24 protein-coding genes are annotated in these 22,795 nt (G+C 67.6%); 15 read left to right on the forward strand and 9 right to left on the reverse strand.

Going from position 1 to position 22,795, the window contains the following annotated elements; all coding sequences use genetic code 11:
- Positions 1-17: 17 nt before the first annotated feature.
- The 5 genes from HDG39_RS15405 to HDG39_RS15425 form a co-directional block, all read right to left on the reverse strand.
- Positions 18-890, reverse strand: coding sequence for a phosphoribulokinase (locus HDG39_RS15405; RefSeq protein ID WP_184006738.1), 873 nt, complete (start codon positions 888-890; stop codon positions 18-20).
- Positions 891-945: 55 nt separating this feature from the next.
- Entirely contained in the window at positions 946-2,049 is a 1,104-nt protein-coding gene (locus HDG39_RS15410; protein ID WP_018424595.1) for a class 1 fructose-bisphosphatase, read from the reverse strand.
- Positions 2,050-2,076: 27 nt separating this feature from the next.
- A complete protein-coding gene (gene cbbX, locus HDG39_RS15415) occupies positions 2,077-3,069 on the reverse strand; it encodes a CbbX protein (RefSeq protein ID WP_184006740.1) in 993 nt (330 codons plus the stop codon).
- Positions 3,070-3,120: 51 nt separating this feature from the next.
- Positions 3,121-3,549, reverse strand: a complete 429-nt coding sequence (locus HDG39_RS15420; protein ID WP_184006742.1) for a ribulose bisphosphate carboxylase small subunit — start codon at positions 3,547-3,549, stop codon at positions 3,121-3,123.
- A gap of 117 nt (positions 3,550-3,666) precedes the next feature.
- Positions 3,667-5,166, reverse strand: coding sequence for a form I ribulose bisphosphate carboxylase large subunit (locus HDG39_RS15425; RefSeq protein WP_184006744.1), 1,500 nt, complete (start codon positions 5,164-5,166; stop codon positions 3,667-3,669).
- A 483-nt stretch (positions 5,167-5,649) separates the two neighbouring features.
- Between HDG39_RS15425 and pqqA the strand changes: the two genes are divergently transcribed.
- The 3 genes from pqqA to HDG39_RS15440 all read left to right on the forward strand — a co-directional run bounded on the left by pqqA (position 5,650) and on the right by HDG39_RS15440 (position 7,200).
- Complete coding sequence (pqqA, locus tag HDG39_RS15430) at positions 5,650-5,724, forward strand: pyrroloquinoline quinone precursor peptide PqqA (protein ID WP_113062024.1); 75 nt, start codon at positions 5,650-5,652, stop codon at positions 5,722-5,724.
- 105 nt (positions 5,725-5,829) lie between these two features.
- Positions 5,830-6,429 carry a DUF447 domain-containing protein gene (locus HDG39_RS15435; RefSeq protein WP_184006746.1) on the forward strand — a complete coding sequence of 200 codons (600 nt, stop codon included), beginning with the start codon at positions 5,830-5,832 and terminating at the stop codon, positions 6,427-6,429.
- 27 nt (positions 6,430-6,456) lie between these two features.
- Positions 6,457-7,200 (forward strand): (5-formylfuran-3-yl)methyl phosphate synthase, encoded by a 744-nt coding sequence (locus HDG39_RS15440; RefSeq protein WP_184006748.1) that lies wholly within the window; start codon positions 6,457-6,459, stop codon positions 7,198-7,200.
- Positions 7,201-7,207: 7 nt separating this feature from the next.
- Here the strand turns inward: HDG39_RS15440 and HDG39_RS15445 are convergent, their stop codons facing one another.
- The 3 genes from HDG39_RS15445 to HDG39_RS15455 form a co-directional block, all read right to left on the reverse strand.
- A complete protein-coding gene (locus tag HDG39_RS15445; protein ID WP_018424588.1) occupies positions 7,208-7,798 on the reverse strand; it encodes an amino acid kinase family protein in 591 nt (196 codons plus the stop codon).
- Positions 7,799-7,964: 166 nt separating this feature from the next.
- Complete coding sequence (locus tag HDG39_RS15450; protein WP_184006750.1) at positions 7,965-9,074, reverse strand: hydantoinase/oxoprolinase family protein; 1,110 nt, start codon at positions 9,072-9,074, stop codon at positions 7,965-7,967.
- Positions 9,071-10,114: an ATP-grasp domain-containing protein gene (locus HDG39_RS15455; protein ID WP_184006752.1), complete on the reverse strand. Its 1,044-nt coding sequence runs from the start codon at positions 10,112-10,114 to the stop codon at positions 9,071-9,073. Before HDG39_RS15455 ends, HDG39_RS15450 begins: the two co-directional genes overlap by 4 nt.
- Before the next feature lie 14 nt (positions 10,115-10,128).
- On the opposite strand from HDG39_RS15455, the gene HDG39_RS15460 reads away from it, so the two are divergent.
- From HDG39_RS15460 to HDG39_RS15515, 12 genes are all read left to right on the forward strand, one after another.
- Positions 10,129-10,878 (forward strand): HisA/HisF-related TIM barrel protein, encoded by a 750-nt coding sequence (locus HDG39_RS15460; protein WP_184006754.1) that lies wholly within the window; start codon positions 10,129-10,131, stop codon positions 10,876-10,878.
- A 305-nt stretch (positions 10,879-11,183) separates the two neighbouring features.
- On the forward strand, positions 11,184-12,560 hold the full coding sequence (locus tag HDG39_RS15465; RefSeq protein WP_184006756.1) for a molybdopterin-binding domain-containing protein: 1,377 nt from the start codon (positions 11,184-11,186) through the stop codon (positions 12,558-12,560).
- Entirely contained in the window at positions 12,557-14,266 is a 1,710-nt protein-coding gene (locus HDG39_RS15470; RefSeq protein WP_184006758.1) for a formylmethanofuran dehydrogenase subunit A, read from the forward strand. Before HDG39_RS15465 ends, HDG39_RS15470 begins: the two co-directional genes overlap by 4 nt.
- 10 nt (positions 14,267-14,276) lie before the next feature.
- Positions 14,277-15,248, forward strand: coding sequence for a formylmethanofuran--tetrahydromethanopterin N-formyltransferase (gene fhcD / locus HDG39_RS15475; protein WP_184006760.1), 972 nt, complete (start codon positions 14,277-14,279; stop codon positions 15,246-15,248).
- Positions 15,245-16,081, forward strand: a complete 837-nt coding sequence (locus HDG39_RS15480) for a formylmethanofuran dehydrogenase subunit C (protein WP_184006762.1) — start codon at positions 15,245-15,247, stop codon at positions 16,079-16,081. The genes fhcD and HDG39_RS15480 overlap by 4 nt, the downstream gene beginning before the upstream one ends.
- Positions 16,082-16,162: 81 nt before the next feature.
- Entirely contained in the window at positions 16,163-16,747 is a 585-nt protein-coding gene (locus HDG39_RS15485; protein WP_409259170.1) for a cytochrome b, read from the forward strand.
- Positions 16,744-17,778: an alpha/beta fold hydrolase gene (locus HDG39_RS15490; protein WP_184006763.1), complete on the forward strand. Its 1,035-nt coding sequence runs from the start codon at positions 16,744-16,746 to the stop codon at positions 17,776-17,778. Before HDG39_RS15485 ends, HDG39_RS15490 begins: the two co-directional genes overlap by 4 nt.
- Positions 17,775-18,689 carry a pyrroloquinoline quinone biosynthesis protein PqqB gene (pqqB, locus tag HDG39_RS15495; RefSeq protein WP_184006765.1) on the forward strand — a complete coding sequence of 305 codons (915 nt, stop codon included), beginning with the start codon at positions 17,775-17,777 and terminating at the stop codon, positions 18,687-18,689. The genes HDG39_RS15490 and pqqB overlap by 4 nt, the downstream gene beginning before the upstream one ends.
- A gap of 72 nt (positions 18,690-18,761) precedes the next feature.
- On the forward strand, positions 18,762-19,520 hold the full coding sequence (pqqC, locus tag HDG39_RS15500; RefSeq protein WP_184006767.1) for a pyrroloquinoline-quinone synthase PqqC: 759 nt from the start codon (positions 18,762-18,764) through the stop codon (positions 19,518-19,520).
- Positions 19,517-19,795: a pyrroloquinoline quinone biosynthesis peptide chaperone PqqD gene (gene pqqD / locus HDG39_RS15505; protein ID WP_018424576.1), complete on the forward strand. Its 279-nt coding sequence runs from the start codon at positions 19,517-19,519 to the stop codon at positions 19,793-19,795. The genes pqqC and pqqD overlap by 4 nt, the downstream gene beginning before the upstream one ends.
- 4 nt (positions 19,796-19,799) lie before the next feature.
- A complete protein-coding gene (gene pqqE / locus HDG39_RS15510) occupies positions 19,800-21,050 on the forward strand; it encodes a pyrroloquinoline quinone biosynthesis protein PqqE (RefSeq protein WP_184006769.1) in 1,251 nt (416 codons plus the stop codon).
- On the forward strand, positions 21,047-21,709 hold the full coding sequence (locus HDG39_RS15515) for a response regulator (protein WP_184006771.1): 663 nt from the start codon (positions 21,047-21,049) through the stop codon (positions 21,707-21,709). Before pqqE ends, HDG39_RS15515 begins: the two co-directional genes overlap by 4 nt.
- On the opposite strand, the gene HDG39_RS15520 is transcribed toward HDG39_RS15515, so the two are convergent.
- The gene (locus tag HDG39_RS15520) at positions 21,679-22,677 is read right to left on the reverse strand and encodes a histidine kinase (RefSeq protein ID WP_184006773.1); all 999 of its coding nucleotides are present in this window, start codon (positions 22,675-22,677) and stop codon (positions 21,679-21,681) included. The two genes, HDG39_RS15515 and HDG39_RS15520, sit on opposite strands and share 31 nt — an antisense overlap.
- Positions 22,678-22,795: the final 118 nt, after the last annotated feature.

Here is a 22,795-nt window from a genome sequence, read left to right on the forward strand (position 1 = left end):
TATCCGTCTGGTACCGCTCAGGCGCGCGAGCGTCGGTCGATCAATTGCAGGATCATCGGCGTGAAGATCAGCTGCATCGCGAGTCCCATCTTGCCGCCCGGCACGACGATCACGTTCGGGCGCGACATGAACGAGTCGTGCAGCATCGTCAGCAGATACTGGAAGTCGATACCCTTCGGCCGCGCGAAGCGGATCACGACGAAGCTCTCGTCCGGTTGCGGAATCTCGCGGGCGGTAAACGGATTCGACGTGTCCACGGTCGGCACGCGCTGGAAGTTCACATGCGTGCGCGAGAACTGCGGGCAGATGTAGTTCACGTAGTCGGGCATGCGCCGCAGGATCGTGTCGACCACCGCCTCGTGCGTGTAGCCGCGCATCGTCTGATCGCGGTGCAGCTTCTGGATCCATTCGAGGTTGATGATCGGCACGACGCCGATCAGCAGATCCGCATGCCGCGCGATATCGACCTTGTCGGTCACCGCCGCGCCATGCAGTCCTTCGTAGAACATCAGGTCGGTATTGGGCGCGACCTCCTCCCACGGCGTGAAGGTGCCGCCGTCCTGCTTGTACAGTTGCGCTTCGCCCGCGTCGTGCACGTAGTGGCGAAACTGCCCGCTGCCGTTTTCGCCGTAGCGCGTGAACAGCGTTTCGAGCTCTTCGAGCAGATTCGCTTCCGGCCCGAAGTGGCTGAAGTTCGGTACACCGTCGCGTTCGCGCTCCTGCATCGCCGCGCGCATGCCGTCGCGGTCGTAGCGATGGAACGCGTCGCCTTCGACGATCTGCGCATTGATGTGCTCGCGTCTGAAGATATGCGTGAAACTCTTCATGACGGTGGTGGTGCCGGCGCCGCTCGAGCCGGTCACCGCGATGATCGGATGTTTGACTGACATGCGTTTGTCTCCGGATGACTGTGTTCTGTGCGCTGAGCGCGCCGTCAGTCGCTGATCACGCCGTGAAATCCGGCAGGAACAACGAGCGCGTGCCGAACAGCGGCGACGTGAACGGCTTGTCCTCGCCGCGGTCGTATTCGCCGTGATAGCGCGCAATGCGCTCGACCTCGTTCTTCGAGCCGAGAATCACCGGCACGCGGCCATGCAGCGCGCGCGGCGCGACGTCGAGAATGCGTTCCCGGCCGGTCATCGCGAGTCCGCCCGCCTGCTCGACCAGGAAGCTCATCGGGTTCGCTTCGTAGAGCAGGCGCAGGCGCCCTTCCATCGCCGGTGTTTTCGAGTCGCGCGGATACATGAACACGCCGCCGCGCATCAGGATGCGATGCACTTCCGCGACCATCGACGCGATCCAGCGCATGTTGAAGTCGCGCGCGCGGCAACCGCTGCGGCCGTCCTTGCACTCCTGCACGTAGCGGCGCACGGGCGGCTCCCAGAAGCGCTCGTTCGATGCGTTGATCGCGAACTCGCCGGTTTCCTCCGGAATCCGGATGTTCGAATGCGTCAGCACAAAGTTGCCGATGTCGCGCTCCAGTGTGAAGCCATGCGTGCCATTGCCGACCGACAGCACCAGCATCGTCGACGGTCCATACACGGCATAGCCGGCCGCGACCTGTTCGCAGCCCGGCCGCAGGAACGCGGCTTCGCTGGTTGCATCCTCTGCCGGGTCGCGCGTGCGCAGCACCGAGAAGATCGAGCCGACCACGCCGTTGATGTCGATATTCGACGAGCCGTCGAGCGGATCGAACGCGAGCAGATACTCGCCGCGCGGATAGTCCGGCGGAATCGCGTAGACGTGCTCCATTTCCTCGGACACCATCGCGGCCAGCAAGCCGTCCCACTCGCATTGCTGCACGAAGATCTCGTTGGTCGAGACGTCGAGCTTCTTCTGTTGCTCGCCGTGCGTGTTGAGCGTTTGCGCGGAGCCGTAGTTGCCGCCTAGCGCGCCCTTGGTCAGCATCGCCGAGATCGACTTGATGGCCGCCGCTACGTCGATCAGCAGCGCGGAGAGTCCTGCGGTGTCGCGCGTGTCGTCCGTACACGGCGGGCGATCGAGCGTGTCGATCAGGAACTTCGAAAGTGTCGTGCGTCCGTCCTGCATGGCGTTCTCCGTCGATGGTGTCGTGATTCAGCCCGGCGGCGCCGTGACGGCGCGCGCGGTGGAAGGCGATTGCGAGGACTGCGGCGGCGCGTCGAACACGCGGCTCGCGCGCACGTCGGCGGCATCGATCAGCGTCAGCGTGGCGGCGTCGATCGGCTTGCCGCCCTGCAAGGCGTTCGCGAACAGGCGGTTCGCCTGGCGCAGCCGCGCGCGGTCGAGCGCGTTGCGCACCGAGCGCGCGTTGGCGAAATTCGGCTGGCGGATGCGGCGCGCCAGATAGTCGGCGAACGCGCGGCGCGACGCGGCATCGAAGCGGTAATGCATGGTGCCGAGCATCCGCTCGGCGATTTCGAGCAACTCCGTTTCCTCGTAATCGGGAAACGTAATGTGATGCGCGATGCGAGACCGGAAACCCGGATTGCTCTCGAAGAACACTTCCATTCGCGACGCGTAGCCGGCCAGAATCACGACCAGGTCGCTACGCTGGTTCTCCATCGTCTGCAACAGGATTTCGATCGCTTCCTGCCCGTAGTCGCGCTCGTTCTCCGGGCGATACAGGTAATACGCTTCGTCGATGAACAGCACGCCGCCCATCGCGCGCTTGAGCACATCGCGCGTTTTCGGCGCGGTGTGGCCGATGTACTGGCCGACCAGATCGTCGCGTGTGACCGACACCAGATGATTGCGGCGAATGTAGCCAAGCCGGTGCAACACTTCCGCCATGCGCAGCGCAACCGTCGTCTTGCCGGTGCCGGGGTTGCCGGAGAAGCACATATGCAAGGTCGGCGCGCCGCCCGCGAGACCCAGCGAAGCCCGCGCGCGCTCGACCAGCAGATGTGCGGCGACTTCGCGAATGCGCGTTTTCACGGGCGCGAGCCCGACCAGATCGCGATCGAGTTCGCCGAGCACGTCGCCGATGCCCGAGTCGCGGTACAGCGCCGCGAGGTCGATGTGGGGCGCGGCGGCGTCGCTGCGCGCGGTAGACGCGGAGCATGCGTCCACGGTGGCGGCGTCTGTCATGGTTCCTCCTCGCTGCGGGTCGTCGTGTGCGTTGTTGCGCAATCAGCGGCGTCAGCCCGCCGTGCCGTAACGCTCGCCCGCTGGCCGGTCGCCCGCGTAGCCCGTCATGCTGTAGCGCTGCGTGCGCCCCTGCGCGTCCTGCCGCAACAGCCGGAAGCCCGGCTCCACGTCCGGCCGGTTGACGATGAACGACAGGCGCATCGTCTCGAAGGTGCGCACCGAGTCGAACGCGTTGACCTTGATGTAGTGCTGCGGCCGCGCCTCGCGGCAAGCCCTGACCTCCTGCAACACGCCGGCCGCGTCGTGCAGGTCGAACATCGGCAGACCCCACATTTCCCAGTAGGTGTTGCGCGGATGCGGGTCGTCGGTGAATTCGACCGAACAGGCCCAGCCCTGGCGCAGCGCGTAGTCGATCTGCAGACCGATTTCCTCGTCGGTCAGCTCGGGCAGAAAAGAAAACGTTCCTTGAGTAATACGCATGACGAACCTCGTGGATGGATGTCGCGTTCGGAGCAGCGTCAACGGTGCCCCGCGCGGTGCCGTTGCACCGCGTTGCGGATGCGCTCGTGAGGCGCTCGCGGGAAAAGCTCGGCGTGGCTAGGCCGCCGTCGGCGTGGCGGCGAAATCGGGCGTATCGGTCGATGCGTAGTTGAAGCTCACGTCGCGCCACGTATCGAGCGCCTGCTTGAGCGGCGTGCACCAGCGCGCGGCGGCTTCGAGCACGTCGGGCCCTTCGCGCAGAATGTCGCGGCCCTCGTTGCGCGCCTTCACCATCGCTTCGAGTGCGACGCGGTTCGCGGTCGCGCCGGCCTGGATGCCGGCCGGATGGCCGATCGTGCCACCGCCGAACTGCAGGATCGCGTCGTCGCCGAACAGATCGAGCAGCTGATGCATCTGCCCCGCGTGAATCCCGCCCGAGGCGACCGGCATCACCTTGCGCAAGCCGGCCCACGGCTGATCGAAGAAAATGCCGCGCGACAGATCGACCGCGTTGTGCGCGTCGCGGCACACGTTGTAGTAGCCCTGCACCGACAGCGGATCGCCTTCGAGCTTGCCGACCGCGGTGCCCGCATGCGCATGATCGACGCCCGCCATGCGCAGCCATTTGGCGATCACGCGAAACGAGATGCCGTGGTTGCGTTGCCGCGTGTAGGTGCCGTGCCCCGCGCGATGCAGATGCAGGATCATGTCGTGCCTGCGGGCCCAGCGCGACATCGACTGGATCGCGGTCCAGCCGATCACGAGGTCGATCATCACGATGCACGAGCCGAGCTCCTTCGCGAATTCGGCGCGCTCGTACATGTCCTCCATCGTGCCGGCCGTCACGTTCAGGTAGTGCCCTTTGAGCTCGCCAGTCTCCGCCTGGGCGCGGTTCACGGCCTCCATCGCGAACAGGAAGCGGTCGCGCCAGTGCATGAACGCCTGCGAGTTGATGTTCTCGTCGTCCTTCAGGAAATCGAGGCCGCCGCGCAGGCCTTCGTAGACCACCCGTCCATAGTTTTTGCCCGACAGACCGAGCTTCGGCTTGACCGTCGCGCCGAGCAGCGGCCGACCATACTTGTCGAGCCGTTCGCGCTCGACGACGATGCCGGTCGGCGGCCCCTGAAACGTCTTCAGATACGCGACGGGAATGCGCATGTCTTCGAGCCTCAGTGCCTTAAGCGGCTTGAAGCCGAACACGTTGCCGATGATCGACGCGGTCAGGTTCGCGACCGAGCCCTCCTCGAACAGATCGAGTTCATAAGCGATGTACGCGAAGTACTGCGGCTCGTCGGCGCGAGACACCGGCACCGGCTCGACGCGATACGCTTTCGCGCGATACATGTCGCAGGCGGTCAAGCGGTCGGTCCACACCACCGTCCACGTCGCGGTCGAGGATTCGCCGGCCACCGCGGCCGCTGCTTCCTCGGGTTCGACACCGGCTTGCGGCGTGATGCGAAACAGCGCGATCACGTCGGTGTCTTTCGTTTCGTAGTCCGGTTGCCAGTACCCCATCTCGCGGTATTTCATCACGCCCGCCGCGTACCGTTCGCGCGGATTGTGCGGATCGCGCGCTTGAGGTTCGGGCTGGATCGGCGGTTGACTGAAATCGTTCATGACGTGTCCTCGAAGGTGGCAAGCGCACTGCCGGAAGAACGAAGCGCTTGAGATGCACTGTAGGCACGGACACGCCCAAGGTGAATTCACGATTTTATTTGGCAGACTTAACGGATCGGTTATCGCTATCACATCGTGAGGTTCTTTTTCGAGCCATGCGACGCGAATGGGAGCAGAATGTGTTGGTGAGCGAGGCGCGCGCGGCGTGACAGCGCAATCGAATTAGCGAATCGCGATGGCACACTTTGCTTCGTTTTCGCCACACCGCGCGGCTCTTTGCGTCTGGCAACCCGCGCGAGCGCCACGGCGTGGCGCAATTCGCCGGGTGCTGTATTGGCCGTCGAATGCACGCACGCCTGGCCGGCCGGTACGCGCATGGGCACGGAGCTTGCGTGATGCCGGCTGCCGTCGACACCGGCATCACGCCGGGCCGGCGGCGCAACGCTGTTCCACCCGCTGTTTCAACGGAAGGAGGAAGCACGTATGCAATGGACGACTCCGAGCTACACCGACGTACGCCTCGGGTTTGAAATCGTGATGTATGTCGCTACGCGTTAAGCCCGCAACCGGGCCGCACGCCGCGGCCCCTTTGCGGTTCCCGTTTGTGTTCGACTTCTGCTGACGGCCGGCCTTCCGGCGCTGTCGGGACACACGTTCCCAGCCATGATCCACGAAACGATCGTCACCACGGCAGCGTGCGATGGCCGTCCACACGTCGCGCCGATGGGCGCGCGCTACGAGGGCGAGCGCATCATCCTCGCGCCGTTCCGCCCGTCGGTCACGCTCGACAACGTGATCGCGACGCGCGCGGCCGTGCTGAATTTCACCACCGACGTGCGGATCTTCGCGGGCTGCGTCACGCACTGCGCGACCGATTGGCCGACCGTGGCTGCGAGCCGCGTGCCGAGCGTACGTCTGGCCGAGTCGCTGGCCCACGCCGAGCTCGAACTCGACGAGCTGCGCGACGACGCCGAGCGCCCGGTGCTGGTGATGAAATGCGTGCACCGTGAAAACCACGCGCCGTTCGCGGGCTTCAATCGCGCGCAGTCGGCGGTCGTGGAAGGCGCGATTCTGGTGAGCCGGCTCTTCATGCTGCCGGCCGACAAGGTCGATCGAGAAATGGTGTATCTGCAGATCGCGATCGACAAAACCGCCGGCGACAACGAGCGCACCGCATGGAGCTGGCTCGTCGCCGCGATCGCGCGATATCGCGCGAGCCTCGAAGACGCGGCGCATCAGGCCGCCGCTTCGGCCCATCACTGAAAACCCTTCCTTCCGCGGAGAACCCCGATGACCGCATTGCTCGCGAGCGTCCGCTCGGCTGACGAAGCATTCGACGCCGCCCGCGCCGGCGCCGAGCTGATCGACCTGAAAGAGCCGGACGACGGCGCGCTCGGCGGCCTGTCGATCGGCGCCATCACGACCATCGCGCAACAACTTCGCGCGCGCTACCCGGTCAAGCCGATCAGCGCGGCGATCGGCGACGTGCCGGCCGATGCGTTCGACGAGATCGCCGCGCGCGTGATCGACGTCAGCGATGCCGGCGTCGACTATGTGAAGGTCGGCGTCGCGCGCGGACCGGCCGCCCGCCGCTGCATCGAGCAGCTCGCGAATCTGCCGGCTAGCGTCGTGCCGGTGCTGCTATGCGACGGCGGCATGGACGACGAACTGGTCAGCCACACCGCGGCGCTCGGCTTCGCCGGCCTGATGTTCGACACCGCGAGCAAGGACGGCGGCACGCTGTTCGATCACGTCGATGTCGACTCGCTCGCGCGCTGGTTGCGGCTCGCGCGTCAACGCGGCGCGATGGCGGGCATCGCCGGTGCGCTCGGCTGGGCGCAACTGCCGCAGATCCGCGCGTTGGCGCCCGACGTGGCCGGTTTTCGCACCGCGCTGTGCGCCGACGGGCGCCGCTCGCGGCTCGACCCCGAGCGCGTCGCGCAATGGGCGAGCGCGTTGCATCGGCCGGCTGGAGAGATTCGCGTCGATGGCGGCGCGCCGTTGCCGGGCACGACCGACGCGACGCGGCTGTAGCAGCCGCTCACATCACCGGAATATTCAGCAAACGGTCGCGCATCAGCGCGACGTTGCTCTTGTCGAGCAATTCGACCACATAGTTCGCATCGTTCACGTAGTCGACGAACTTGCGGTCGATCACCCCCGACGCGGCCAGCGTTTCGAGCGGATCGTCGACGGCGATCGGACAGGATTTGACGACGACCAGCCGCTCCGCGTTGAGCATCGTCGATAGCCAGGCGGCGAGGCTGTCCGAGGTCGTGTCCCAGTTGCTCATCGCGTCGGGCGTGTCGCGCATCAGCGCGGTCGGCGCCCACACGGCAACATGACCGTCACGCAGGGTGCGGCGAATCTTCGCCTCGCTCGACGCGATCACCAGTTCGGGCGAAACGCCCTGCATCAGCAGCGCATATTGCGTCATCGCGAGCAGACACATGTTGTGCGCGGCCAGATCGTCGAAGTTCCACTCGCCCTGGTACTGGCGGACCTTGTCCGCGAAATCGCCGCCGCCGGGCACGATCACGACCCTTCCGCCGCCGACTTCGCATAGCTCACTGAGCCAGTGGCGCAGTGCCGGGTCGTGACTCAGGCTGCCTCCGATCTTGACCACCCACATGACTGTTGCCCTCGTGTCCAGTTGAGTGCCCGGCCGGGTCGCGTCGTTTCGCAACCTCGTTCATCACCGAACTTGTCCCGCTTGCCTTGTCGTGTCCACTGCCCCTCTTTGCGCTACTCGTGCGCCGGTGCGCCGCGTCCCCGGATTGCGCGCCGCGCCTCTCAACTCATGCCGCGCGCGCCGCGATATCACGCGCGCCGGGCCGTTGGGCGCCCGGCTCGCGCGCCGCGAGCAGCGCGACCGCCACGCTCGGCGCGCAGGTCGCCGCCCATGCCGCGCAAGCATCGGGCACGCCCGCCAGCGCGCCGAAATCGATATAGCCGCGCGCTTCGTCACGCGCCAATGCGGCGACGAGGAAGCGGCCGCAGCCGGCGCCCACCAGCGGCGCGGCCGCGAGCACCGGCTGCGCGGCGACCACCCGCATCAGGTTCGCGCCGATTTCGCGCACCTGCAGCGCGCGCCAGCGCCGCGCAAAGTGCAGCCATTCGACGTCCGACGCGTCGTGCGCGTCGTGCCCGATCATGCGCGCGAGCCGCGCGCGGCTCGCCGCCTGCGTTTTCGGCCCCTGGTCGGCGCTCGGCTGCACGTCGTGCAGCGGGTCCAGTTCGCCCGTCAGCCGGTAGACGTCGGCGGTCGTGGCAAACCATTCGTTCATCACGTTCAGCATGGCGCCGCCGAATTCGATCCGCTGCGCGACGCCGCACAACGGCGTGCGCACGACGCCGTGATACACGAGTTCGCCGGTCGCGAGCCGGCCCGCATCGCTCGCGGCACGAGCGACGACGCGGCCGTCGACGATCGGAATGATGTCGGTGGTGGTGCTGCCGATGTCGATCAGCAGCGCGTTCGCCATGCGGGTAGCGACCCAGCTCGCGGTCGCGAGCCAGTTCGCCGACGCGACGTGACGCCAGCCGGCCGCGCAGTCGGCGGCGGCGAGCCAGCCGGCGTCGCCGGCGTAGAAACGCAGTGAGGGACCGAGCCGCTGCGCGAGCGCGGCCACGATCGCGCGCACGCCTTCGGCGCGATCCGCGAACAGGTCGACCATCTCGCCGGTCATCGTCACCGCATGCTGCGCGGCGTCCGTGCGGGCCTGCGGCCAGCGCTCGAAGACGAGCTCGATCGTGCGGTGCAGATGGTCGAGCCCCTGCCAAAGCGGACACGGCCATTGCACGACGTCCAGCACGGCGTCGCTGCCGTCGACGAGCGACACCTTCACGTGCGCGCCGCCGACGTCCCAGCCGAACCGCGCCGCCGGGTTCGAACGGGCGGGGCTCAAGGGCGCACCTCGTACGTCGGCGGATTGGCGCGCGCCGCGCCGCAGCGCTCGATGCGCACGCCATGCGCGGCCAGCAGCGCGCGCGTCAGGCCGCTGCCGCGCGCCGCCGACAGCCCCGCATAAGCGACCGTCAAACGCGGATTCACTTCGATCACGACCGGCCCGAGTTGCGGATGCCACACGACATCGATGCCGACGAAGCCGCGCAAACCCGGGATGGCCCGCGCGACGCGATGCGCGAGCGTGTCGAGCGCGCGGCCCATGTCGCTGTGCTGGTCGATCTGATCGACCAGCACGCCGTCGAACTCGACGATCCGCGCAACATCACCCGACGCGTCGCCGCCGCTCAGCCCGATCTGCTGACGATTGATGCTGAGGAGCTTGGTAGCGTCGCCGCGGCAGATCAGCGACAGGCTCAACGGCTCGCCATCGATCCACGCCTGCAGCACCGGATTGCGCGCCGCCGCCGCACGCGCCTCGTACTCGGCGCAGGCATCGGCGAAGCGCTCGTACACGATGGTGTCGAGGCCGCCCGCGCCGTCGTCCGGTTTGACCACCCACCGGCCGTCGTGCTGCGCGGCTGAGTCGCCGGGTTCGAGCGCCGGCGTCGTCGCAATGCCATGCGCGGCAAGACACGCCGCGGTCGCGCTCTTGCTCGACGCGACGCGGATCGCTTCCTTCGCGCAGCCGAGCCAGCGCGCGGTGCCGACCGCATCGTGAAAGCGCAGCAGCAGCCCATCGCATTCCGGCGCGACGACCCACGCGTAATCGTGCTCACGCGCCGCGCGCGCGACGAACGCCGTCATCGATTCGCCGGGCGCGGCCATACAATGGGCCTCGCCCGCCCCTGGCGTTTCGAAGCGCGAGGTCGCGAACGTGACCTGCACGCCGTCGAGTTCACGCAGAGCGGCGACCAGCGCGTCGCGCATCACGCGTCCTTCGACGATCAGCGCGCTCAAATCGGCGAGACTGCCCGGGCCGGCGAGCTGGGGGTCGATGCCGCCGCCGGTGAGATACTCGTAGACAAAGATTCTGTTCAAAGGAAAGCGCCCCTATGCAGGTGATACCTGTTCTCGATCTGCTCGACGGCCAGGTCGTACGCGCCGTGCGCGGCGAGCGGAGCGCCTATCGGCCCATCCAGTCCCGCCTCGTCGCGACGAGCGACCCACTTGCCACCGCCCGCGCGCTGCTCGAAGCCAGCGGCGCGCGCACGCTCTATATCGCCGATCTCGGCGCCATCCTGCAGCGCGGCGCGCATGCTTCGACGCTCGCCGCATTGCGGGCCGCGCTGCCCGGCATCGAACTGTGGCTCGACGCGGGTTTCGCGGACTACGCGTCAATGCGCGCGCTATTCGAGCGCATCGACGACGCCATCGATCAACACGACAGCCCTGCTGCCGGTTCCCACCTCGCGACTCTCGTGCCTGTGTTCGGCTCGGAGACGCTGCGCGATATCCACGCACTGCACGCCGCTCAGCGCGCCGGTCTCGCGCCGATCCTGTCGCTCGATCATCGCGCGGGCGAACTGCTCGCCGCGGCCGCGCTCGACCGCTCGTCGGCGTGGTGGCCGTCGTGCGTGATCGCGATGACGCTCGACCAGGTCGGCAGCTACGCCGGCCCCGATCTCGCGACGTTCGAGCGCGTGCGCGCGCAGGCCGCCGCGCACACCACGCTGATCGGCGCGGGCGGCATCCGCAATCGCGACGATCTGGCCGCCGCGGCCGGCACCGGCGCAAGCGCCTGGCTGGTGGCCTCCGCGCTGCACGATCGACAGATCGACTGCGCGCATTCCGATTCCGCGTAGGCCTTCCATACAATTTCCATGCCACGCGTTCTGACAGCGCTGTCGGTAAACGCAACACGAGCCGGACTGTTCGCGCGTGACACTCTGCTTGACACTCTGCTCCAGAACGGCACACATTTTGTATGGCGCAGCGGGCCTTTGACGCCGCGCGCCGACGCAGGATCAGGCACGCTTGCCGCAGGGAACCGCGCACGTTCATCCGCTGAATGCAAAGCAGTACGACCGTAGGCGCGGCCCGCTTCAGCGCGGCGCTCGCCCGCCGAGGCGTGTCGAAAGATCGGCATGGAGCTTGCTAAACCTGCCCCATGCATAGCCCCTCCATCGATCCATCGCCCCCCAGCCCGAGCGCAACGCGCGCCGCGGCGCTCACACGCGACTGGATCTGTCCGTTCTGCCCTTTGCTGTGCGACGACCTGGCCGCCGCTGCCCACGACGACGGCACGCTCGATGTGCCGGACACCGAATGTTCGCGGCTCGCTCACGCGCTCGCGCAGTACGGCGCGACGGACGCGCAATGCGCTTGCACCGTCGATGGCAACGAAGTGGACAAGGATGCCGCGCTGGCGAGCGCCGCGCAGTTGCTCGCGAACGCGCGCCGCCCATTATTCGGCGGCCTCGCCACCGACGTCGCCGGCATCCGCGCGCTGTATCCGCTTGCCGCCGCCTGCGGCGCGATCCTCGATCATCTGCACGGCGATGCGCTGACGCCCGCGACGCTCGCTTTGCAAGACCGCGGCTCGCTCTTTACGACGCTCTCCGAAGTGCGCGCGCGCGCCGACCTGCTGGTGTTCTTCGGCTGTCAGCCGTCGCGGCGCTATCCGCGCTTTTTCACGCGCGCGCTGGCGGGGACCGAACTCGCGCGCGAGCTGGTCTTCGTCGGCTGCGAAGCGGACCCGACCGCAGCCGGCTTCGCGCAAACGCGCATCGACACGCTGCTGCCGGACACCGATCCGTACGACACGCTCGCGCTGTGGTCAGCGCTCGCGGAAGGACGCGACGCCGCCGCGCTCAGCCACGGCGATGGCAGCGCAGCCAAGGTGGCAACCGCGCTCGCGTCGTTGCACGCACGCATCGCCGGCGCGCGCTATACGGTGGTCGTCTACGAACCGGCCGCACTGCCCGCGCCGCACGCGGCGCTGCTGATCGAAGCGCTGAACCGGATCGTGAAGGCCGTGAATCGCACGACGCGCGCGGCATGTCTCGCGCTCGGCGGCGACGACGGCGCGTTGACGGTCAATCAGACCGTCACGTGGCTGTCCGGCTTGCCCTTGCGCACGCGCGTGTCGATGCCGGCGCACGCCGCGGGCACCGCGCTCGATCACGATCCGTACCGCTATCGGGCGGCTCGGCTGCTCGCCGAACGCGAAGTCGATGCGCTGCTGTGGATCGCGGGCTTCGCGCCGCACGCGTGGCCCGCGTCGCTCGATCCCGCGCTTGCCCTGATCGTGCTCGGTCATCCGGCGCTCGCCGATGCCGCCAGGGCACGCGGCGCGAACACCGTGTTCGTGCCGGTCGCGACACCAGGCGTCGATAGCGGCGGGCATCTGTTTCGCATCGACGGCACGGTCGTGATGCCGCTCACCGCCGCGCGTGGTGCCGCGCTGGAGTCGGTGGCGTCGATTGCCGCGAAGTTGAGCGGGCGATTGAGCGAACGCTCGAGTACGCGCGAGGATCAGCCATGACTCTCGTCCGGCTCAAGGGCGGCACGTTGTTCGACCCGATCCACAACGTCAACGGCGAGCGCCGCGACCTCACGTTCCGCGACGGCCGCATCGTCGACCTGCCCGCCACCACGCCCGTCGATCGTGAATACGACGCGACCGGCATGATCGTGATGGCGGGCGGCATCGACCTGCATTCGCATATCGGCGGCGGCAAGACCAATCTGTCGCGCCTGCTGCTGCCCGAGGACCATCGCGCCGATGCGCGGGGCGCCCATGCGCCGCGCGAGGCCGCCTACGAAGCCGCGCGCGACGACAACGGCCGCTACCTGCGCCTGCCGTCGTGCGGCGTCTGCACGCCGGGCACGCTCGCGACCGGCTACCGCTACGCCGAAATGGGCTACACGGCAGCGTTCGAGCCGGCGATGATGCCGTCCAACGCGCGCCACACGCACCTCGAAATGGGCGACACGCCGATCATCGATCACGGCGCGTACGTGATGCTCGGCAACGACGAGCTGTTCCTGCGGATGCTCGCCGCGCGCGACGACTTCGAACGTCTGCGCGATTACGTCGGCTGGACGATCGACGCGAGCAAGGCGCTCGGCGTCAAGGTGGTCAACCCCGGCGGCATCTCGGCGTTCAAGTTCAACCAGCGCTCGCTAAACGTCGACGAGCCGCACGCGCACTACGGCATCACGCCGCGCGACGTGCTGCGCACGCTGACGCGCGCGCTGACCGAGCTGCGCGTGCCGCATCCGCTGCACGTGCACACGAGCAACCTCGGCGTGCCCGGCAACCTCGCCTCGACCATCGCGACGATGGACGCCGCCGACGGCCTGCCGATCCATCTGACGCATATCCAGTTTCACAGCTATGGCACCGAGGGTTCGCGCAAGTTTTCGTCGGGCGCGCGGCAGATTGCCGAGGCCGTGAACGCGCGGCCGAACGTGTCGATCGACGTCGGCCAGATCATCTTCGGACAGACCGTCACGGCCTCCGGCGACACGATGATGCAGTTCCGCAACGCGCCGCTCGCGCGGCCGCACAAGTGGGTGGTGGGCGATATCGAGTGCGACGCGGGTTGCGGCGTGCTGCCGTTCCGTTATCGCGAACAGAGCTACGTGAACGCGCTGCAATGGATCATCGGCCTCGAAATCTTCCTGCTCGTCGACGACCCGTGGCGCGTCGCGATGACCACCGATCATCCGAACGGCGGACCGTTCACGAGCTATCCGCATCTGATCCGCCTGCTAATGGACAAGCCGTTTCGCGATGAGCAGCTTGCGAAGCTGCATCCCGAAGCGCAGGTCGCCAGCGCGCTGCCGGAGCTCAAGCGCGAATTCTCGCTGTACGAGATTGCGATCATCACGCGCGCCGGTCCCGCGCGTCTGCTCGGTCTACGCGATCGCGGCCATCTCGGCGCGGGCGCGGCCGCGGATATCGCCGTCTATCGCGACGAGCCGGACCGCGAGCGGATGTTCACGTCGCCAGCCTATGTGTTCAAGGACGGCGAACTGGTCGCGCGCGACGGCACGCTGGTCGCGACGCCGACGGGCGGTATCCATTTCGTCGCGCCGGAATTCGATCGCGGCATCGAGACAACGCTGCGCGCGTATAGCGACGCGAACCTCGCGAGCAACTTCGCGCACGCCGCGATCAGCGACGACGAAGCCTGCCGCTGCTGCCGCGGCGGACGACTATTGCCCGTCGAATGTCTAACCTGACGCGTCCACGATGAACGCACCCGCCCCGCTCGACATCAACGGCACCGCGATCGACGCGACCTTCGCCGAAGCCTTTCCAATGAAGGCGACCCGGCTCGTGATCACCGCGCACACGGCGAGCTGGGCGATGCACGCGGCGAACTCGCTGGCGGGCTTCGCGACCTCGGTGATCGGCTGCGGCTGCGAGGCGGGCGTCGAGCGTGCGCTCGCGCCCGATGCCACGCCCGACGGCCGGCCCGGCGTCGCGGTGCTGTTGTTCGCGGTGTCGTCGAAGGAGCTCGCGAAGCAGATCGGGCGGCGCGTCGGCCAATGCGTGCTCACCTGTCCGAGCACGGCCGTCTACGGCGGCATCGATCCGGCCACGAGCCGCGCGCCGCTGTCCGACCCGGCGCCGCTCGGCAGCGGACTGCGCTTTTTCGGCGACGGCTGGCAGATCGCGAAGATGATCGACGCGGGGAACCGACCCACGCGTTACTGGCGCGTGCCGGTGATGGACGGCGAGTTCGTCTGCGAAGACACGGCGGCGACGGTCAAGGCCGTCGGCGGCGGCAACCTGCTGCTGCTCGCGCGCGACCTCGGCGCCGCGCTCGCGGCCGCCGAAGCCGCGGTCGACGCGATGCGCCGGCTGCCGAACGTGATCATGCCGTTTCCCGGCGGCATCGTGCGCTCGGGCTCGAAGATCGGCTCGAAGTACGCGGGCGCGACCGCGTCGACCAACGACGCGTTCTGCCCGAGCCTGACCGGCCTCGCGCGGCGCATCGAGTTGAGCGCGGACGTTGGCTGCGTGCTGGAGATCGTCATCGACGGTCTGACCGACGCCGACGTCGGCGCGGCGATGACGGCCGGGATCGGCGCGGCCGCCGGACTCGGCCGCGCGGCCGGCGTGCTGCGCATTTCGGCGGGCAACTACGGCGGCAAGCTCGGGCCGTACCACTTTCATCTGCACGAACTGGCTGCGGGGCTCAACGGGAGTCACGCATGAGCACGACCATGTTGCGCGTGACGACACCACCCGGCTTTCGCGTCGATGCCGCAGCGCTGTCACCCTCGGCGCTGGCCAGCATGAGCTTGGCCGAGATCGAGCGCATCGTGCTGCCGGCCGGCAACGAGCGCTGTGCGGTCGGCGACGTCTTCGAGGTTTCGCGCGACGACGCGCCTGCGTCCGGCGACGACATGGCCACGCTGCTGATCGACGACGCCGCGCGGTGGCTCGACCGGCTCGGCGCGCAGATGGATGGCGGACGGCTCGTCGCGCGCGGCTCGGTCGGCGACTACAGCGGCTTCAGAATGAGCGGCGGCTTGCTTGAAATCGACGGCGACGCGGGGCACTTCACCGGCTGCGAAATGCGCGGCGGACGCGTGACGGTGCGCGGCGACAGCGGCGACTTCGCCGCCGGCGCACTGACGGGCGATATGGAAGGCATGAGCGGCGGCACGCTGACGATCCACGGCAACGCGGGCGCGCGGCTCGCCGACCGGATGCGCCGCGGCCTCGTGCTGGTCGGCGGCAACGCGGGCGATTTCGCGGCGTCGCGGCTGGTGGCGGGGACCGTCGGCGTGGCGGGGCAACTGGGCGCGCATTATGCCTATGCAATGAGGCGTGGCACGCTGCTGCTCGCACAACGGCCGGAGCCACTGCCGCCCCCTACTTTCACCGGCGGCGGACACGGTTTCGACGTATTCTGGTCATTGCTCATACGCAGTCTCGCGGCCGAAATCGCGCCGTTTTCGCAGTGGCGCGCCGACCGTCTGCCGGTCCGCTTCACGGGCGACCTCGCGGTCGACGGCCGCGGTGAAATACTGATCGTCGGCTGACGCAGCGCTATGTCGGCCGCGACTGAAACGGTGTTCGGCAAAAAAGAAACGTCCCGCAACGATGTTGCATGGAGACAGGGCATGACGACAGCGGATTCTGCAAACGCGAAGCCTGATATCGACGTCAACGCAAATGCCGGCGCCGGCGGCCCGCGCTATGCCGGGCTGCTGATAGCGCTGCACTGGCTGATCGCGCTCGGCATCGTCGGGCTGCTCGCGCTCGGGCTTTATATGGTCGGATTGCCGAAGGGCTTGCCTGTCAAGGCGACGCTGATCAATCTGCACAAGTCGCTCGGACTGACGGTTTTCCTGCTGGTGCTTTTGCGCATCGTCGCACGGCTGGTCCTTCACCGGCCTCCGCTGCCGCCGATGCCACCGTGGCAACGCGCCGCCGCGCGCACTACGCAGGGTCTTTTATATGTCGGCATGGTGGCGATGCCGCTTGCCGGGTATCTCGGCTCGTCGTTCAACACCTACGGCACCCGCTTCTGGGGCATCCTGCTGCCGAAGTGGGGCTGGGACGACGCGCATCTGCGCGCACTGTTCTTCGGCCTTCACCACGCCATCGGCTTCGCGCTGATCGCGCTGATCGTGCTGCACGTGGCGGGCGCGTTCAAGCATCAGTGGATCGATCGCGACAACCTGCTCGCGAGGATGCTGCCATGACGATGCGAAGCTTATCGCGCCACACGCAGGCGACCGCCGCGCTCGAAGTCCATACGCTGCGCACGCGCGATGGCCATCGCGTGTGGTATGCGCTCGCCGGCGCGCGCGACGGCGTGCCGGTCGCGGTGCTGCACGGCGGCCCGGGCAGCGGCAGTCAGCCCGGCGTGCTGCGGCTGTTCGATCTGCGGCGCTTTCGCGTCGTGCTGATCGACCAGCGAGGCACCGGTGCCTCGACGCCGCACGGCAGCGTGCGCCACAACCGCACCGACTATCTGATCGCCGATCTCGAAGCGATTCGCGCGCGGCTCGGCTTCGCGCGCTGGGGCGTACTCGGCGGATCGTGGGGCGCGGCGCTCGCGCTCGCGTATGCGGGGCAGTGTCCGCGGTCGGTGACGGGCGTCGTGCTGCGCGGCCTGTTCCTGACGTCCGCGCGCGAAGTGCGCGGTTTGTTCATCGGGTCACGCAAGCGTGCGCCGCGTGCGTGGTCGAGACTGCGTGCCGCTGCTCGCTGCGAGCAGCCCGCGACACTGGCCGCGCGTTGCGGCGACACCTTGCAATACGGCGCGAATGAAGCACGGCAACGCGCGCTCGCGCTGGCCTGGCGCGGCTATGAAAACGCGGTGCTCGCGAGCGCATCGCCGCGAGGCGCCGCACAACGACGTGCGAACCTGAGAAACCCACGCGAATCCCAACGCCACGCGCGCAAGCTGATCGGCAAATACCGGATTCAGGCGCACTACCTCGCGCATCGCTGCTGGCTCGGCGAGACGCGTTTGCTGTCGCTCGCGCGCCGCGCGGCAGCGGCCGGGGTATCGATTGCGGCCGTGCATGGTGGGCGCGATCCGGTGTGTCCGCGCGGCAATCTGCGACGTCTGTCGCGCGCGGTTCCGTCGGCGCGCGTCGAGTCTGTCAGCGCGGCGGGTCATCTGGCGAGCGACCCCGCGCTGCATGCATGCGTCGCGCAGGCGCTCACCGCGATGTTCGCTCCCACCGTCGAAGAGGGGCGCAGCAGCATGCGTCGCGCGGCATGAAGATCAAGGTACTCGGCTCGTCGGCGGGCGGCGGCTTTCCGCAGTGGAACTGCAATTGCCGCAATTGCGACGGAGTGCGGCGCGGCACGGTGAAGGCGACGCGCCGCACGCAGTCGTCGATCGCGGTCAGCGCGAACGGCGAGGACTGGCTGCTCGTCAATGCATCGCCCGATCTGCTCGCGCAGATCGCCGCGCATCCCGAACTTCAACCCGCGCGGCGCGCGCGCGACAGCGGCATCGCCGCGGTGCTCGTGATCGACGCGCAGATCGACCACGTGACCGGCCTCTTGATGCTGCGCGAACGCGACACCGCGCTGCCGCTATACGCAACCGATGCGGTCTGGCAAGACCTCCGCTCCGGCTTTCCGGTCGCGCCGATCCTGTCGCACTACTGCGGAGTCGAGCACCGCCGTATCGCGCTCGACGGCGCGCCGCTCGCCGTCGACGCGCTGCCCGGCATCCGCATCGACGCGCTGCCGCTGTCGAGCAAGGCGCCGCCGTACTCGCCGCATCGCGATGCGCCGGAGCGCGGCGACAACATCGGACTCGTGCTGACGAACCTGCAATCGGGCCGGCGCGTGTTCTACGCGCCGGGGCTCGGCGCGATCGAGCCGCACGTGCTCGCGGCGATGCGAGAGGCCGATCTGCTACTCGTCGACGGCACGCTGTGGACCGGCGACGAAATGATCCGCCTCGGCCTGTCGAAGAAGACCTCGGCGGATATGGGCCATCTGCCGCAGAGCGGTGCGGGCGGCATGATCGAGACACTCGATTCGCTCGGCGCGAAACGCAAAGTGCTGATCCATATCAACAACACGAATCCGATCCTGATCGAAGACGGCCCCGAGCGGCGCGTGCTAGTCGAGCATGGCATCGAGGTCGCGTACGACGCAATGAGCTTCGAGCTTTGAAGCGCGCAGTGAAGAGTACGGAGCGATGCGGTAACGAGGCGCGGCTGTGAACGACGATAAAACGGAGACGGCATGAACGCGAAAGACATTCAGGACACGACACCAATACGCGACGTGAGTACGACGGGAACTCAAGGCATCGACCGACCCGCCTGGAGCCGTGAAGAATTCGAGGCGCAGTTGCGCGCGAAGGGCACCGCCTATCACATCCACCATCCGTTCAACGTGAAGATGAATAGCGGCGGCTGCTCGCGCGAGCAGATTCGCGGCTGGGTCGCGAACCGCTTCTACTACCAGATCAACATTCCGCTGAAGGATGCGGCCGTGCTGTCGAACTGTCCGGACCGCGAGACGCGCCGCCGCTGGGTGCTGCGCATTCTCGATCACGACGGCTACGACGGCGCGGAAGGCGGCATCGAAACCTGGGCGCGTCTCGCGGATGCGGTCGGCCTCACGCGCGACGAACTGTGGTCGCTCGAACACGTGACGCCGGGCGTGCGCTTCGCCGTCGATGCGTATGTGAATTTCGCGCGCCGCGCGCCGTGGCAGGAAGCGGTGTGCTCGTCGCTGACCGAAATGTTCGCGCCGCAGGTGCATCGCGACCGGCTCGCGAGCTGGCCCGAGCACTATCCGTGGATCGAACCCGAGGGCCTCGCGTACTTCCGCTCACGCATTTCGCTCGCGCAGCGCGATGTGCGGCACGGACTCGAGGTCACGCTTGCCCATTTCACGCGACGCGATCAGCAGGAACGGGCGCTCGACATCCTGCAGTTCAAGCTCGACATTCTGTGGACCATGCTCGACGCGATCGAGAAGGCGTTTCCGCAATGAACGACTCGACACGCGCCGACCCCGCCACGCCGCTCGCGATCGCGAAGCCATTCCGCCTGCAATGGGAGCCCGCGCAGAACGCGCACGTGCTGCTGTACCCCGAGGGCATGGTGAAGCTCAATCAAAGCGCGGGAGAAATCCTCAAGCGCTGCGACGGCACACGCGACATCGATACGCTGATCGCCGAGCTCGAACAGGCGTTCCACACGACCGGCATCGGCAGCGAGGTGCGGGCCTTCATCGCCGACGCGCATGGGCGCGGCTGGCTGGAGTAGCGCGATGACCGATCTTTCTCAAGCTGGCTCTCAACCCGGCGCGCAAGCGCAAAGCGACGCGGCCGCCGTCGTGCCGCCGCCGCTGTGGCTGCTCGCGGAGCTGACCTATCGCTGTCCGCTGCATTGCGCGTTCTGCTACAACCCGCTCGACTACACCGATCACAACCGCGAACTGACCACCGTGCAATGGCTCGACGTGCTGCGCGAGGCGCGCGCGCTCGGCGCGGTGCAGCTCGGCTTTTCGGGCGGCGAGCCGCTGGTGCGCGACGACGTCGAAGTCCTCGTCGAAGAAGCGCACAGGCTCGGCTTCTACACGAACCTGATCACGTCGGGCGTCGGTCTCACCGATCAGCGCCTCGGCGATCTGAAGGCCGCCGGGCTCGATCACATCCAGCTGTCCTTCCAGGATTCGACGCAGCAGTTGAACGACTTCCTGAGCAGCACGCGCACCTTCGAGCTGAAGCAGCGCGTCGCCGTCGCACTCAAACGGCACGGCTTTCCGATGGTGATGAACTGCGTGCTGCATCGCTACAACCTGCCGCATGTCGACAAGATCATCGAGATGGCATTGGCTCTCGGCGCCGAATATCTGGAGCTGGCGAACACGCAGTTCTACGGCTGGGCGCGCGAGAACCAGGCGCAACTGATGCCGACGCAACAGCAGCTCGAAGAAGCCGAAGCGGTGGTCGCGCGCTATCGCCGCACGCATGGCGAGCGCTGCAAGATCTTCTTCGTCGTGCCCGACTACTTCGAGCGGCGTCCGAAGCGCTGCATGAACGGCTGGGGCGCGGTGTTCCTCGGCGTCGCTCCCGACGGCGCGGCGCTGCCGTGTCACGCGGCGCGCGGCCTGCCCGGCCTGACGCTGCCGAACGTGAAGGACATGCCGTTGCGCGAGATCTGGTACGACAGCGACGCATTCAACCGCTTTCGGGGTTTGCAGTGGATGAAGGAGCCGTGCCGCAGCTGCGATGAAAAGGAACATGACCTCGGCGGCTGCCGCTGCCAGGCCTTCCTGCTGACCGGCGACGCGGCCAACGCCGACCCGGTCTGCGACAAGTCGCCGTTTCACGACACCGTGGTCAAGATCGTGCGGCGTGCAGCATCGGGATCTGCATCGGAAACCGGGGCGACAGCAGCGGCCCGCGAACAGCCGATCCTGTTCCGCAACGACGCCAACTCACGCAGGTTCGCGGCCGCTGCCCGCGATCCCGACGCCGGCGGCGATAACCGGGCGTCACCCGGAGTCCAATCATGAGTGCCGACACCATCTCCGTTCTGCTCGTCGACGACCATGCAGTGGTGCGCGAAGGCTACCGGCGTCTGCTCGAACTGAATGCCGACGTCGAGGTCTGCGGCGAAGCGGGCGACGCCGCGCAGGCCTACCAGCGTTTTTGCGCGCTGCGGCCCGACGTGGTCGTGATGGATGTGTCGCTGCCGGGCGCAAGCGGCATCGAAGCGATGCGGCGCATGCTCGCGCGCGAACCGGACGCGCGCGTGCTGATCTTCAGCGTGCACGAGGAATCGATCTTCGTGCGGCGCGCGCTCGACGCGGGCGCGCTCGGCTACGTGACCAAGGCAAGCGCGCCCGACGTGCTGGTCGAAGCGGTGCGCTCGATTGCGCGGCGTGCCGGCTACCTGAGCCCGGACATCTCGCAGGCGCTCGCGCTGCGCACCGCGTTCAACGAAGGGCCGCCGGGGCGTCAGTTGTCGGCGCGCGAGTTCGAGGTGCTGCGGCTGCTCGTGCAGGGCTATACGCTTCCGAGCATCGCCGAAAGGCTGGGCCTGAGTCAGAAGACGGTGGCCAACCACCAATCGGTGATCCGGCAGAAGTTCGGCGCCGACAACGGTGTACAGCTCGCGCAGATGGCAAGCCGCCTCGGGCTTCAGTTCACGGGCTCGGCCAGCCCCGCGTGAGCGGGCACGCGCGCGCAGAACAGAAAACCGCTCTGCGGCTTGCTCGCGATGTGAAATTCGCCGCCGAGCGCCTCGACGCGTTCGCGCATGCCAATCAGCCCGAGCCCGCTGCGCGGCTTCGACAGATCGGTGCCGGGGCCGTCGTCGGCCATCGTGACGACGATCTCGTCGATCTGCGTGCCGTTGCGTTCGCGCGGCGCGCGCACCATGAACAGTTCGACGCGCGAGCGGCGCGCGAACTTCGACACATTCGTCAGTCCTTCCTGCACGAGCCGGTACAGCGTGATCGTCAGCGCATCGCTGAGGCCGCTGAAATCCCCTTCGATCGTCATCGAGAACGACGCCTCGGGCAAACGCTCGCGCCAGCCGTCGACGCAATGTTCGAGCGCGGTCGGCAAGCCGAATTCGTCGAGACCGATCGGCCGCAGGCGGCGGATCATGCCGCCGATCTCGCGGTACACATGCGTCGCGCTCTGCATCAGCCCAAGCGCGATGCGATGAATTTCCGGCTCGCGCTCGCCCGATAGATCGCGGATGCGCGCCGCGTCGAGCGAGATCGCGTTCAGGTATTGACCCAGCTCGTCGTGCAGCTCGCGCGCCAGATGGCGGCGCTCCAGTTCCTGCGCCTGCAGCGCCTGACTGGCAAGGCGCCGGTTGTCGGCGAGCAGCCGTTCGGCCTGTTCCTCGAGCATGCGGCGATGGCGCGCTTCGCGGCGCGCATCGCGATAGCGGCGCCACGCGAACCACGCGAGCGCGATCGACAGCGCGAACAGCGTGCCCGGCAACTCGTCGAGCTGGAAGCGCTCCATGCCACGCGTGAACCGGTAGACCTTTTCGCTGAGATCGAAGGCGGCGCCGAGCACCGCCGCGAGCACGGTCACGGCGACGACCCAGCCGAGGTCGCGCCATATCGGCGACGATGGCGGCGCTCGGTCAGCGGAAGAGGAATGGATCGGTTCGCTTGACATGACGCTTGCATTCTACTCAGCGCCGGCACGCGCAGCGGGTTTTGCGCGAGTTTGGGAACGCTTCCCCGGCAGATCGGGAAAAGCTCCCGCACGTCTTACAGACGCGTATGCGAAGCTT

Source organism: Paraburkholderia lebeckiae (assembly GCF_014201005.1).
In the GTDB taxonomy this organism is placed as follows: Bacteria; Pseudomonadota; Gammaproteobacteria; order Burkholderiales; family Burkholderiaceae; genus Paraburkholderia; species Paraburkholderia tuberum.

Coding starts and splice junctions, on each gene's coding strand:
- HDG39_RS15405 (WP_184006738.1), bottom strand. CDS start 890: ATGTCAGTCAAACATCCGATCATCGCGGTGACCGGCTCGAGCGGCGCC.
- HDG39_RS15410 (WP_018424595.1), bottom strand. CDS start 2,049: ATGCAGGACGGACGCACGACACTTTCGAAGTTCCTGATCGACACGCTC.
- cbbX (WP_184006740.1), bottom strand. CDS start 3,069: ATGACAGACGCCGCCACCGTGGACGCATGCTCCGCGTCTACCGCGCGC.
- HDG39_RS15420 (WP_184006742.1), bottom strand. CDS start 3,549: ATGCGTATTACTCAAGGAACGTTTTCTTTTCTGCCCGAGCTGACCGAC.
- HDG39_RS15425 (WP_184006744.1), bottom strand. CDS start 5,166: ATGAACGATTTCAGTCAACCGCCGATCCAGCCCGAACCTCAAGCGCGC.
- HDG39_RS15435 (WP_184006746.1), top strand. CDS start 5,830: ATGATCCACGAAACGATCGTCACCACGGCAGCGTGCGATGGCCGTCCA.
- HDG39_RS15440 (WP_184006748.1), top strand. CDS start 6,457: ATGACCGCATTGCTCGCGAGCGTCCGCTCGGCTGACGAAGCATTCGAC.
- HDG39_RS15445 (WP_018424588.1), bottom strand. CDS start 7,798: ATGTGGGTGGTCAAGATCGGAGGCAGCCTGAGTCACGACCCGGCACTG.
- HDG39_RS15460 (WP_184006754.1), top strand. CDS start 10,129: ATGCAGGTGATACCTGTTCTCGATCTGCTCGACGGCCAGGTCGTACGC.
- HDG39_RS15465 (WP_184006756.1), top strand. CDS start 11,184: ATGCATAGCCCCTCCATCGATCCATCGCCCCCCAGCCCGAGCGCAACG.
- HDG39_RS15470 (WP_184006758.1), top strand. CDS start 12,557: ATGACTCTCGTCCGGCTCAAGGGCGGCACGTTGTTCGACCCGATCCAC.
- fhcD (WP_184006760.1), top strand. CDS start 14,277: ATGAACGCACCCGCCCCGCTCGACATCAACGGCACCGCGATCGACGCG.
- HDG39_RS15480 (WP_184006762.1), top strand. CDS start 15,245: ATGAGCACGACCATGTTGCGCGTGACGACACCACCCGGCTTTCGCGTC.
- HDG39_RS15485 (WP_409259170.1), top strand. CDS start 16,163: ATGACGACAGCGGATTCTGCAAACGCGAAGCCTGATATCGACGTCAAC.
- HDG39_RS15490 (WP_184006763.1), top strand. CDS start 16,744: ATGACGATGCGAAGCTTATCGCGCCACACGCAGGCGACCGCCGCGCTC.
- pqqB (WP_184006765.1), top strand. CDS start 17,775: ATGAAGATCAAGGTACTCGGCTCGTCGGCGGGCGGCGGCTTTCCGCAG.
- pqqC (WP_184006767.1), top strand. CDS start 18,762: ATGAACGCGAAAGACATTCAGGACACGACACCAATACGCGACGTGAGT.
- pqqD (WP_018424576.1), top strand. CDS start 19,517: ATGAACGACTCGACACGCGCCGACCCCGCCACGCCGCTCGCGATCGCG.
- pqqE (WP_184006769.1), top strand. CDS start 19,800: ATGACCGATCTTTCTCAAGCTGGCTCTCAACCCGGCGCGCAAGCGCAA.
- HDG39_RS15515 (WP_184006771.1), top strand. CDS start 21,047: ATGAGTGCCGACACCATCTCCGTTCTGCTCGTCGACGACCATGCAGTG.
- HDG39_RS15520 (WP_184006773.1), bottom strand. CDS start 22,677: ATGTCAAGCGAACCGATCCATTCCTCTTCCGCTGACCGAGCGCCGCCA.